This window comes from Lactobacillus rodentium, from assembly GCF_003423665.1.
Classification (GTDB): Bacteria; Bacillota; Bacilli; order Lactobacillales; family Lactobacillaceae; genus Lactobacillus; species Lactobacillus rodentium.
Map to the genome: position 1 here is coordinate 159849 of NZ_BFBY01000002.1, position 13300 is coordinate 173148.

Consider the following 13300-nt stretch of genomic DNA (forward strand, 5'->3'; position numbering starts at 1 on the left):
TGGCATGACTTTGCGCTATTGAGGCAGCCGTACTTGCAGCACTTTCTGCACTCTTAGCGGCACTTGCAGCGCTGCTTGCTTTAGCAGCTGCGCTACTTGCGCGCTTGTATCACCTACAGATGCAGCACTTTCTGCTTCACTCTTGGCCTTTGAAGCAAGATCTGCAGCACTCTTAGCTACTGCATCAGCTTCACTGGCCTTCTTGTATTCATCACTTGCTAAACTTGCAGCTTCTGAAGCGGCACTAGTTGCACTTGAAGCCTTGTCTGCAGCACTCTTAGCAGTACTTGCAGCATTTGATACTTTGTCTGCAGCACTTGATACGAGTGAATTCCTTGGATGGTCACTTGCCATTGAAGCTACTTCGCTAGCTGTTTCACTAGCTTGACTTACTGATGAACTTGCTGCACTTGTTGAGTCGGATGCAGCACTTTCATCTGAACTTGCTGACTTAGCGGCGCTACTTGCAATACTTGCATATGAACTAGTTTGAATTGCTGAACTACTTGCAGCACTTGATGCACTCGATGCACTATCTACAGCATCGCTAGCTTGACTTAAGTTATCTTCTGCTTCACTCTTTGCTGCGCTTGCCTCACTATCAAAATTAAATGCATCACTAGCAGCACTTGAAGCAAGCTCGGCATGAGTTTTAGCAGTTTCTTCGTCGATAATTGCTTGGCTGGCAGCACTTGAAGCAGCACTGGCGGCACTGCTTGCAAGAGAAGCGGCACTTGAAGCTTCACTAGCTAAACTTTCAGCCATTGAAGCATCACTAGCCTTGTAGGCACTATCAGCCTTACTTGCTAAATCAGCAGCATTACTTGCGGCTTCACTGGCAATACTATTTTGTTCACTGGCAGTAGAATGTTCAACAACTGCACTGCTTGCTGCAGTTGAAGATACTACTGCAGCACTACTTGCAGCACTGGCAGCTGACTTAGCATTACTTGCAGCACTATTAGCCTTATCAGCGGCACTTGCTACCACACTATTAGTTGGATGTTCACTAGCTAAGCTTGCTACATCATCTGCATTACTTTGAGCATCACTTACTTGACTAGTAGCTGTACTTGAAAGATCAGCAGCGCTTTGACTGTAACTTCCAGCAGCACTGGCGGCACTACTTGCGGCTGATTCATCTGAAGTGGCATTTGTATGTGCATCAGCGGCATTATTTGCGGCTTGACTTGCTGAACTTGCAGCAATTTCACCTCTAATGGCATCACTGGCTTCACTCTTAGCAACCTCTGCTGTGCTGTTTGCTTGGCTTGCAATTTCGGCCATTGAACTTGCAGCACTTGCGGCCTGACTGGCAATACTTGCAGCACTGCTTGCCTTTCTTGCAGCACTTTGAGCAGTACTTTCTGCACTCTTAGCTACAGCTGCTTCACTTCTAGCTACGCTTGCGGCACTACTTGCTATAGCAGTGTTACCCTCAGCAGCAGCTGAATCAGCTTCACTTTTGGCTACATTTGCAGCATTAGCGGCACTACTTGCTAAATCATCAGCAACTTTTGCAGCATCATAAGCTTCACTAGCAATGCTACTTGCTGAATCTGCATTAGTTTTAGCCACATTTGCTGCACTAGCGGCACTACTTGCACGCTTGGCAGCACTATTAGCCTTGACTGCAGCGCTTGATACTAAGGAATTAGTTGGATGAGCATCAGCCATTGAAGATACTGCAGTAGCTGTATCACTAGCGGCACTTGCTTGACTGGCTGCTGAATTAGTATTTTCACTAGTTACAGTACTTGAGCTGTTAGCTTCCTTAGCTGAACTCGAAGCTTGACTTGCATAAGATTGAGTCTTTAGAGCTGAAGAATCAACGGCACTGGCGGCACCACTAGCAATTGCATCATCGACTACATTCTCCAAAATGTTATTAATTGCTTCACTCTTAGCAGCACTAGCTTCACTTTCAAAATTCAAAGCATCTTGCGCATAGCTATTGAGAGTTGCAATTGATTTATTTGCTTCACTTTCATCTACAAGAGCTTGACTGGCAGCACTTGAAGCTACTGCTTCAGCACTTTGTGCTGCACTCTTAGCGGCACTAGCTACCGCAGCCAAACTGACAGCTGCACTAGCATTACTTGCCTTATATGCAGCATCAGCAGCGCTAGCAGCACTATTAGCAATTTTTGCTTGTTCACTTGCAATATGATCTTGATCAGCAGCAATTGAACGTTGAGTTGCAGCATCACTAGTAACTGAGCTTACATATGATGCTACACTAGCTGCACTACTTGCAGCTGAACTTGCAGCAGTTGCTGCACTTGAAGCCTTTGCGGCTGCGCTTGAAACTACTTCATTACTTGCATGTTCACTTGCCATTGAGGCTACTTGATCGGCAATAGCCTTAGTATCTTCAGCAGTATGAGCAACTGAAGTAGACGCGCTATTTGCATTACTATTGTAATCTCTTGCTACGCTAGCTGCGCTACTTGCAACTACTTCGTATGAGTTAACTGCAGTTGAGGCAGCTGAAGCAGATTTAGCAGCTTCGCTTGCTTCACTTGCGGCACTTTCACCAACAATTGCTTCACTAGCTTCACTCTTGGCAACTTCTGCGTCGCTGGCGGCACTTGAGGCAATAGCTTGGTATGAAGCAGCTTCACTAGCAGCACTTGAAGTGATTGAGTTAGCAATGCTTGCAGCTTCACTGGCTACACTTGCAGCATTTGAGGCTTTCGCGGCATCTGAGTTAGCAGCTGAAGCAACGCTGGCAGCACTACTTGCAGCACTGACGTTTCCTTCTTTAGCAAAACTTGCGGCATCGCTGGCGGCACTTGAGGCTTTTGCGGCTGCACTACTTGCAGCTTCACTTGCAGCATTTGCAGCAGAACTTTGAGTTGCAGCATCTTGAGCAGCTGAGCTTGCTACATCTGCAACACTGCTTGCCTTAGTAGCGGCACTACTTGCGGCTTGTGAATCATTATTAGTTCTAGTTGCTGCACTACTTACTAATGGATTAGTTGGATGCTCACTTGCCATTGAGTCAACTTCATCTGCAGTACTCTTAGCTACATCTGAATTCTTACCAGCACTTGTAGCATTATCTGAAGCTTGACTATTTGAACCAGCTGCTTGAGAAGCACTAGATGAAACAGCAGTTGAAGTAGCAGCTGTAGTTGCGGCACTTGATTGAGCTTGGCTAGCCTGACTTGCTGCATTACTTGCATAGCTTTCTGCTAAAATTGCTTGATCAGCATCACTAGCAGCAACTGAAGCAGCTACCCTTGCTACTTTGGCAGCACTAGCATATGAATCTGCAGCACTAGCAGCGCTAGATGCACTTTCAGAAGTCTTCTTAGCATCTGATAATAAACTTGCGGCAGTGCTTGCAGCTTCACTGGCAGCTGTACTTGCATTACTTGCGGCACTTGCAGCTGATTGAGCATTAGCGATATCACCTAAAGCGGCATAACTACTTGCGGCTGCACTAGCACTAGTTGCGGCGCTAGCGGCACTGCTTGCCTTAGTAGCCGCATTACTTGCAGCATTTGTTAATGAATCAGCAGTTGAAGCTAAATCTTTAGCTGATTGAGCTTGAGTAACTGCATTACTTGCAGCTGTACTTGATACTCCAGCTAAACTCTTAGCACTACTTGCGGCACTAACTACAATTGGATTATCTGAGTAAGAAGTAAGATCAGTAGCTAATGAATCTGCTTGACTTGCAGCACTTGAAGAATATGAACCAGCTTCAGTTGCACTAGAGTCTGCAGCACTACTTGCGGTCTTAATATCACTAGCTGCACTATTAATGTCTGTTTGAGTTTGATCAGTATTTGTCTTGTCAGCAATTGCTCCTGAATTTGCTTGACTGGCAGCTAAACTGGCAGCACTAGCTTGTTCTACATTAGTTTGAGCTGCACTTAAATAATCCACAATCTTGTTTGCTTCACTGGTAAGTGAAGTTTGAGCACTTGCAATTGAAGCTAATGCTGCATTAGCAGTTGATTGAGCTAAGCTTGCAGCAGTTGCAGCACTTTGAGCGGCACTCTTAGCTTGGGACGCAATAACTGCTTGAGCAGCTGCTTGTGACGCAGCACTACTTGCTGCTGAAGTATCACCATTTGCCTTAGCAGTATCTACAAGAGCGGCATAACTGGCTGCGCTACTTGCTGCTTGTGATGCAGTACTACTTGCTGTTGCAGCGGTAGCTGTTTCTTTTGCGGCAGTTGCAGCAGCCGAACTTGCAAGATCACTATTATCTGCAATTACCTTAGCATAACTATCTGCATTAGATTTAGCTGTGGTAGCTTTGGTTAAATTGTCAGCTACAACTTTATTATCAGCATTTGCACTTGACAAATTAGTGAGACTATTTAAATCATCTGCAGCACTATTAACTTCATTATTTGCACTAGACATGTTATCCTTTGCACTTGAAGCAGCTGAACTTGCAGCATCTTGAGCAGATTGTGCAGAACTAGTTGCACTTGAAGCAGTAGTAGAATCAACTGCTGCACTTGAAACAGCTGTTGAGGCAGCTTCTGACTTAAGCTTAATGTAGTCACTAACAGTATTTTCATAAGCTAAATCAATATCAGCAACCGCTTGTTGAGCTCTTTGCGCATCAGATTCAGCACTTGAAGCTGCAAGCTGAGCAGCAGCAGCACTACTGGTTACTGCATTTACCTCACTAGCATAAGATGCTAGCTTTTGAGGCAGACTTGCCAAGGCTGTATATAAAACTGAATAAAAAGGATTTCCCATTGCGACTGCTGTATCAGAGGTCATATTATACATTAAATGCGCCGTATTAACATCCCCAGCGAGAACATTCGCAGCGTTTGTAATAGCACCATTTCTTCTATTATAACCTGAATCTGCTACCCTTGTTGCCCTTGCAACACTACTTGAAGCTGCATTAATTTTTGCCCCCTGACTGGGAACATCTCCAGTTGCAGTAGATGAGATGTTATATGCACTACTTGCTGCCTTAGCATAAGAGGCTAATTGATCTGGATACTGATCAACTAATTGACTAATTGCATTACTTTTAGTAGCTACTGAAGCGGTAGCACTAGAAGCAGCAGTTTGAGCACTACTTGCAGCACTTGCAGCACTTGTAATTGTTTCCTTAGCAGCTGCCACTTGAACTTCAAAGAGCAGGATTTGCGCAGCAACTAATCCTTCCTTCTTTGCAAATGTGCTGGCAGCTTCACCAATTCCTGCAAGGGCACTTGCTTCATTAGCAAGACTTTGAGCTACCCCAATTGGGCTTGAAGTGCTAGTTTTATCAAGAATTGGTGCCATATTATTAATTTGATTATTAATATTTGCAAAATCAGTATTACTGCTTGCAGCGGCACTCAAACTTGCATCCGCCTCACTAGTATTATTTTGGCTTAAAGCTTCAATAGCAGCAGTTAAATCACTAGCCTTTTGAGTTGCTGCACTGGTAGCACTATGCATAGTACTTTCATCAATAGCTGCATAACTTAACTGTGCGGCTGTTTCACGAGCTGAACTGGCAACATTGGAGAGACCTACAGCCAAACTAGCAACACTGTCGGCCGCACTAGACAAGGAATCTACCTTAGTTTCCGCAGGTTTTACAGAAGTGGCAGTACCAATTGGATATCCAGAAACTGTAATACCATTTGGATAGCTATTACTGTAGCTGCTCAATTCATTAGCTACTGAACTCGCTACTGGCGCATTGCTGGTAGCCACACTTGCGATAGAATCTAGAGCAGTAGCTGTTTCACTAATAATATCTGCCGTTAAACTAGTTGCAGTACTTGCTGCTGAAAGATACTGACTTTGAGCACTTTGGACAAAGCTAATAGTATCTTTTGCATAGCTAGCTACTGAAGCCATCGCACTATCAAGACTTGAACTTAAACTTTGTGCCAAACTCGCTTTTGAATCTGCATTTGTCTCATTATTATATTTATCAACGGCACTGGCAATACTTGTAGCGAGGCTACTTGCACTACTTGCTGCTGCAGCTGCACTTGCCAATGAATCATTAATATAATCTGCAATTGTTATTGTGTTTCCGTCGTCGTCTTCACTTTCATTATAAAGATCGGCTAAAGATGCCATATCATCTTGAACCGCAGCAGGTGGAAATCCGGTTAAAGTATAGCTTGAATCTGGTCCAATCGTAGGAATTGAGTTTGTAATTGACTGATCAAAACTAGAAATTGAATTAGCTACACTAGTAGCATTAGACAATGCAGTCGTAGCACTAGATAAATCTGCTTGATTTGCATAACTTGTAGCAATTGATGCCATTGAATTAGCATTATCAACATATTGTGAAAAGTCAGTTGCATTAGATGCAACCTTTGATTCACCTAATTGAACATTATCAGCGTTAGCTTCTACAAGATTAGCAATTTGCACTTGATCTGTATCAACTTCAGCACTACTATTTTTACTTACTTCATTATGAGCAAGTTCATCAGCTTCTTTATGAGCAAGTTCATCAGCTTCTTTGCTATCGCTTGCTGAGGATGCTGATTGACTGCTAATCTCAGCACTAGCAGCACTTACTTGTACGTCAGCAACTGATATACTTGCACTTTGAGGTGTAACAGCTTCACTTGCAGTTGTTGCTTCGCTATCATGTGAAATTTGATCAGTTAAGTGTGTATCGTTGGCTAGTTCTCCTGCAGCATCAAGCGTAGCTTGGTCTACAGCAGCTGATTCTGGTTCTTTCACTTCATCAGCATGTACTAAGTCGGTATCATGAGATAAAAAGAAAAACGAACCAATCATCACACTGGCTAAACCAACGGATAATTTTCGTAAAGAGAAAACCTCTTTTTTATGTAAGTCTTTTCTAGACATTAAAATTTCCCCTATTCTTCATCTAAGTAAATTTATCTATCTAAACTAACTTAGCATATCCAACTACTAAAATAAAATAATTAATCTATAAATTTATCCCATTGTTTCATAAAGTTAGCTTCAGAATTTTCTTTAGCTGTCTGAATTGCTCCTTGAGAAAGGTTAGCATATTCTTTACTATCACCCAAAAGCTCTAAAACTTTATTAGCCAAACCAACTGGTGTTGTTTTAACCACATTAAAGCCATTTACTCCATCTTTAATTAAGTTATTTCTAGTATAGTCAACAGCATAAGTTACTACTGGTATACCGCTTGCTAAAGCTTCAAGCATATTCATTCCGAATCCTTCACTATGACTCGCATTCAAGAATAAAGTTCCATCTTGCAGAACTTGTTTAGCTGGATCATAGGCAACGAACTCAACTTTATCAGTTAAATCTAACTTTTTAACTAGTTCTTTGAGTTCTTTTTCATACTCACCACTACCAAAATATCCTTGTAATTTGAGCTTAGCTTCAGGCAACTTATTACTGATATGTTTAAAGGCCTTGATCACATCGTCGGTGTGCTTTTCAGCAGCCAAACGACCAACATAGACCAAATTAATTTCTTGGCCTAATTCTTTTGCCTTACCAGCTTTGACATAGCTATCAGGAGCAGCCACTACTTGACTTTGTGCAGTCGTTAATTTCGCTACTTCATCGGCTTGATCTTGTGTAGGCAAAATCACATAATCAAATTCTTTCCCATTTTCACCATTCACTGCGCGTTCGTAAACATCCATTAATCCTTGTTGTGGACGGTTATAGTCTTTAAACGGCACACTGTGAAGATAAGAAATCTTCTTATCCGCATTTTCAACATTTAAGACTGAACTATCTAAAGTTCGACGATCAGAAATAAATGTGCCTGGTTCTTGGTTGTTAATTTCATTAAGGAAGAAAGTATAGAGTTGATCTTCAGTTCTAAATTGCCAATCTCTTCCCTTATAATTAATTAACTTCCACATGGTTGGTAGTACTTTATCACCAATGTACATGTGGGTTACTTCAATTGCTGGACTACCATCTTGACGTAAGTATTGCTGCATTGCAACTGAACCATCTGGATGGTAAGTTTCAACCATTGACTTAAAGCCACGCCAGTCCCAATATTCTTTGACTGCAGTTTGGCCAAGTGAATCATAATATTCAATCGATCCCACTAGTCCAACAGTAGCTGGCATAACACGAATTTCTCCAATTTTTTTACCTTTATATTCGATATTAGAATAGTTATTATCTACTCCAACAATGTGGTAATCAGTGAGGGGAATACTATCAAGCAAACGTAAGGATTGTTCCTTGCGTCTAGTTTTAACTGTGCCTTGGAAGTAATCATACATGTTGATGACATCTTTTTGTCTTAAGCCATGCTTCTTAACTTCATTGCTAAGCATGCGGTTATAATTACGTAGTAATAAGACAACGTGCTTATCATTATTATTAAAAGCATTCAATCTTTCAAATTGAGAGAATTCAGTACCTGAATTAAAAGTAAATACGTTTTCTCCTACTAAATAAATCATTTTTTCACTGCACCTCCCAATGTCTTTTCTGCATCTTTAATTAAATCTTGCCATGCATTCCACACATTCTCATCTGAGAATCGTTCACTGGTTTCATATGAGCCATCGCTAAGTTCTTGCATTAACTTCTTATCCTTAAAGATCTTGAGCATCTTTTCAGCCAAAGCCTTGTAGTCACCAAAATCAACAATATAACCATTTTTGCCATCAACGACGATATCATTTGGACCATAGTTAACATCATAAGTTACACCGATGACACCATGTGATAAAGCTTCCATGACAGCTAAGTTAAATCCTTCCATTCTAGAAGTTAAGCCAAAGACTTGCGCATCCTTTTCAACCTTGGCGATATCATTGGTATAGCCCTTAAAAGTTACAACATCTTCAAGATTTAATTCCTTGATTAACTTTTCAATCTTGCGTTTTTCACCATAATTATTTGAAGAATCAGCATAACCATAAAGATCTAAAGTTACTTCTGGAACTTGATCATGAACAATTTTAACTGCTCGGACTAAATCATCTAAACGTTTTTCATAGGCAATGCGGGCCACAGCGATTACTTTACCAAAAGTACGTTTATCCATAGCAACGTGATCTTCATTTAAAGTTTCATTATCAACAATCCCAACTGGGATGGTAAACATTTTGGCCTTAGGTTTGAATCTTTCAATCACATCATTTGTTTGACGTTGAGTTGCTGAAACCACAGAAGAATAACGATCAAGATTTGCCAAAGCATATTCGTAGTTATTGTTAACAATTGAATGAAGTGGATCTTGGGCATCCCCCGCTTGTGAATTATGTAAGTGCATAACTGTATAAGCTGGCTTCTTCAATCTAGTTAAAGCACCATCTGCCAAAAGCGAACGGTCAAGGATAAAGATATTATTACCTTTTTCATTAATTCGATTTAGAAAATGTTCGAATAATTCATCAATGGTATCAAAAGTATGAATTTCACCATTCTTTTCTTGTAACCACCAACCGGTTTTAACTAACTTGTGGTGAATATCAAACTTATTAAACGTTCTAACTACAGTTCGACCATCAGGAGTTAACCATTCTTCATTACCGATCTTGTTATCAGGTGTATACCATTGAATTAATGATCTAAATCCACGTGAATCATAATGATCTACACGGTAAAGATTGCCGTATTCATCAAATAATTCAGTTGATACGACTTGACGATCATGGACCGGATCATAATTCACACGAGCAACTAACTTCCCATTAGCTGCATTGGTAACTAAATAACGATTTTTATCTGTTTCATCTTCCCGGTTGGTATTAACAACGCCAAAATCCAAATCATCAACTGTTACGTTCTTTGCAGCTACCTTGGTTGCATCTTGGAAATAATCAAACATTCCTAATAAGCTATCATCATCTACCCCAGATGCATTTGCAGTTTGGTGAAGAGTACGATTCCAATCACGTGCAATAACTTTAGCTGGTTGATTATGGTTTTTAAATAAATTCAATCTTTTTATTTCGGCATGTTCAATCCCAGACTTATGATCTGGCATTCCAAAATTAATAAAATAAATCATGCAATTCTCCTTGGTAATTAGCAAATTAAATAACTGTATTTCACAAGCAAAAATTTACTAGATTATTGTTGTTATTATAATCTAAATTTTACCGATAAAACGGCAAAAAAGCAAAATATTGTAGTTAGTTTTTTCTTATTATTCAATTAATTTAAATAAAATTAATAAACAAAGAATAACAATAAACAACAAAAAAGGGGCTCTCTTCTGAGAACCCTTTTTTGTTAAGATTATTTATTTTTACGTGAGTAAGATTTAACATCAGCATCAATTTCATTAATGAAGTCATCTAAACTCTTAGAAATTTGTTCTTCAGTTCCGTAACGACGAACATTAACACTATTAGCATTCATTTCATCATCACCTAAAACTAAAGTGTAAGGAACCTTTTGAGTTTGAGATTCACGAATCTTGTAACCCATCTTTTCGTTACGGTGATCTACTTCAGCTCTAAAGCCACGCTTAGTTAATTCTTCTTTAACCTTTTCAGCATATTCACCATGAGCATCTTCATTAACTGGAATAATTTCTGCTTGAACAGGTGCAAGCCAAGTTGGGAAAGCACCCTTGTAAATTTCAGTTAAGTAAGCAATAAATCTTTCCATCGTACCAACAATACCACGGTGGATCATAACTGGACGGTGTTCTTCACCATCTTTACCAACATACTTCAAGTCAAATTTTTCTGGAAGCATGAAGTCTAATTGGATAGTTGACATAGTTTCGTCGTTACCCAAAGCTGTCTTAGTTTGGATATCAAGTTTTGGACCGTAGAAGGCAGCCTCACCTTCTGCTTCAACGTAATCTAAGCCAAGATCATCCATTGCACCCTTAAGCATCTTTTGTGCAGTTTCCCACATTTCATCATTTGCAAAGTACTTATCAGTGTTCTTTGGATCACGGTAAGATAATCTGAAGTAGTAATCAGTAATATCAAAGTCTTCGTAAACATCCATGATTAACTTCAAAACTTTAGCAAATTCTTCTTGAATTTGATCTAAGGCTACGAAAGTGTGACCATCGTTTAAAGTCATTTCACGTACACGTTGAAGTCCTGAGAGAGCACCTGATTTTTCGTAACGGTGCATCATACCTAATTCGGCAATTCTGATTGGTAATTCACGGTATGAACGAATGTGGTGCTTGTAAATTTGAATATGTGAAGGACAGTTCATTGGACGTAATTCAAGCATTTCGCCATCACCCATATCCATTGGTGGGAACATGTCATCACGGTAGTGTGCCCAGTGACCAGAAGTCTTGTAGGCGTCAACATTCATTAAAACTGGTGTATAAACGTGTTGGTAACCATCAGCAACTTCTTTATCGACAATGTAACGTTCAATTGTACGACGAATAGTAGCACCCTTTGGCATCCAGTAAGGAAGACCAGCACCAACTTTAGGATCAACGAAGAATAAATCTAAGTCACGACCAATAGTACGGTGGTCTCTTTCTTTGATTTCTTCACGACGCTTTAAGTCTTCTTCTAAAGCACTCTTCTTGAAGAAAGCAGTACCAAAGATTCTTTGTAACATTGGGTTTGAAGATTTACCTAACCAGTAAGCACCAGCTACTGATAAAAGCTTGAAGTTCTTAATCTTACCAGTATTTGGTAGTAAAGCATCAAAGCCAAAATCAACAAAGTCACCTAACTTGTAAACTTCAACTTCATTATCTTCTTTTTCAAGTAATTCAAGTTTAAATTTATCGTCTTTGAAAATTTCTTGTAATTCACTCTTACTCATAGTAGCGAATTCAATTTTTTCACCATTCTTAATAGCCTTTTCCATGGCCTTTTCAAGTTTTGGTAATTCAGTAATCTTAATTTGATCGCTCTTATCAGTATCTACAAAGAAGCCACCTTCATCAGCTTCATGCATACCAAGGCGTAATTCAGGATATTCACGTTTAGCAATTGCTTCAAGTAAGAATGCAGTGGTTGCACGTAAAATATCTAAACCTTCTTCATCCTTATCAGTGACGATGGCTGCTTCTACATCACCATCAATCATGTAATCTAAAGGTCTTAAATGACCATCAATTCTTGCTCCAACAGCAGCTTTGCCAAGAGAAGTAGCAATTGAAGATGCTAAATCCTTCACAGATACTGCTTGGTCAAATTCTTTTTTTGATCCATCTGGTAAAGTTACAGAAAAACTCATTTTTTACCTCCAAATAAAAAAATCCCAGTGCTTAATGCACTGGGACGTTAAAGTACGTGGTTCCACCCAAAATTCGAGCTAGTTTAGACTGGCTCCTCTACAGGTTGTTAATGTTACCTAATCAAATATTTATATTTGGGCTGATGAAATTGGGGCAATTTCTTAATCAAGGATTTCCAGAACTAGATCCTTGTCTCTGAACTAGAAATTGTCATGTCTTTCATTGATTTTTATTATACTAGCTCTTGCTTGAGTTGCAAGCATATTTTTAATTTTTTCTTTATGAAGGATTACGACGATTGGCCCCATCGACAAAAACTTCCTTACTTAAAAAACGAACTCGTTCCATTAATCGCTTTGCCTTTACTTCATCCAGATTATTTCTGGTTTCAGCAAAATGTTCTTCTAATTGTTTCATGTCCATATTAGAAGAGAAAAATGTCGGTAAAACATTATCCATCCGTTTTTGCAAAATCACACCCAAAATATCATCTCGCGACCATTCACTCAAAGTTTCGGCCCCAATATCATCTAAAATTAAAACAGGTACATTCGCTAAGCGATCCACTTCTTGATTTAAACTATTATCTGAAAAATGACTAGAAAGACCTGCAATAAATGAGGGCACATGCAAAAAGCTAACTTGGTATCCGCGAGAGGCAATCGTATTAGCTAAACCTGCTAAGAGAAAAGTTTTTCCTACGCCAAAATCACCTTCCAGATAAAGTCCCCGAGTATGGGGATCTTGTTCAAATGATTTTAAGAAACTGGCAATTTCGAGTAATGCTAGTTTACGTTCAGGCGTCTGTTCTACATCCGCTAACTTTACTTGACGTAATTTTGCCGGTAAATCAATTAGTTCAATTTTTTTAGCCGTTTGTTTTTCTTGGCTAGCTAAGGCTTTGGCCTTTGTTGGCACATAAGTAATATCGATAATCCCACCATTAATAAATAATTGTGGTTGATAATCGGCAACGATTTTATCATTTGCACTTTCAACTTGTTGAGCATAAATATAAAGATTAGTTAAGGAAGCTGCAATCATATCTTTAGAAATTTCGGCTTGATGAGTAGTTAAAAAATTTTTAACCTTTGGATTTTGAAGTGAACTTTTGGCCAATTCTACACTATTTCCTTGAACTTTTCGTTCCTTCAAAATTTTGCTGATTACTTCTGAAATTGACTCCATAGT

The 13300-nt window shown here is 39.6% G+C and carries 5 protein-coding genes; all 5 read right to left on the minus strand.

Annotation, left to right across the window (positions count from 1 at the left end; all coding sequences use genetic code 11):
* Positions 1-15: 15 nt before the first annotated feature.
* The 5 genes from LrDSM24759_RS02130 to dnaI all read right to left on the minus strand — a co-directional run bounded on the left by LrDSM24759_RS02130 (position 16) and on the right by dnaI (position 13297).
* Positions 16-6816 carry a YSIRK-type signal peptide-containing protein gene (locus LrDSM24759_RS02130; protein ID WP_117117853.1) on the minus strand — a complete coding sequence of 2267 codons (6801 nt, stop codon included), beginning with the start codon at positions 6814-6816 and terminating at the stop codon, positions 16-18.
* 80 nt (positions 6817-6896) lie between these two features.
* Positions 6897-8384 (minus strand): glycosyltransferase, encoded by a 1488-nt coding sequence (locus LrDSM24759_RS02135; RefSeq protein WP_117117854.1) that lies wholly within the window; start codon positions 8382-8384, stop codon positions 6897-6899.
* Entirely contained in the window at positions 8381-9943 is a 1563-nt protein-coding gene (locus LrDSM24759_RS02140) for a glycosyltransferase family 4 protein (protein WP_117117855.1), read from the minus strand. The genes LrDSM24759_RS02135 and LrDSM24759_RS02140 overlap by 4 nt, the downstream gene beginning before the upstream one ends.
* A gap of 230 nt (positions 9944-10173) precedes the next feature.
* A complete protein-coding gene (thrS, locus tag LrDSM24759_RS02145) occupies positions 10174-12108 on the minus strand; it encodes a threonine--tRNA ligase (protein ID WP_117117856.1) in 1935 nt (644 codons plus the stop codon).
* A 280-nt stretch (positions 12109-12388) separates the two neighbouring features.
* Complete coding sequence (gene dnaI / locus LrDSM24759_RS02150; protein ID WP_117117857.1) at positions 12389-13297, minus strand: primosomal protein DnaI; 909 nt, start codon at positions 13295-13297, stop codon at positions 12389-12391.
* Positions 13298-13300: the final 3 nt, after the last annotated feature.

Coding starts and splice junctions, on each gene's coding strand:
- dnaI (WP_117117857.1), bottom strand. CDS start 13,297: ATGGAGTCAATTTCAGAAGTAATCAGCAAAATTTTGAAGGAACGAAAA.
- LrDSM24759_RS02140 (WP_117117855.1), bottom strand. CDS start 9,943: ATGATTTATTTTATTAATTTTGGAATGCCAGATCATAAGTCTGGGATT.
- thrS (WP_117117856.1), bottom strand. CDS start 12,108: ATGAGTTTTTCTGTAACTTTACCAGATGGATCAAAAAAAGAATTTGAC.
- LrDSM24759_RS02135 (WP_117117854.1), bottom strand. CDS start 8,384: ATGATTTATTTAGTAGGAGAAAACGTATTTACTTTTAATTCAGGTACT.
- LrDSM24759_RS02130 (WP_117117853.1), bottom strand. CDS start 6,816: ATGTCTAGAAAAGACTTACATAAAAAAGAGGTTTTCTCTTTACGAAAA.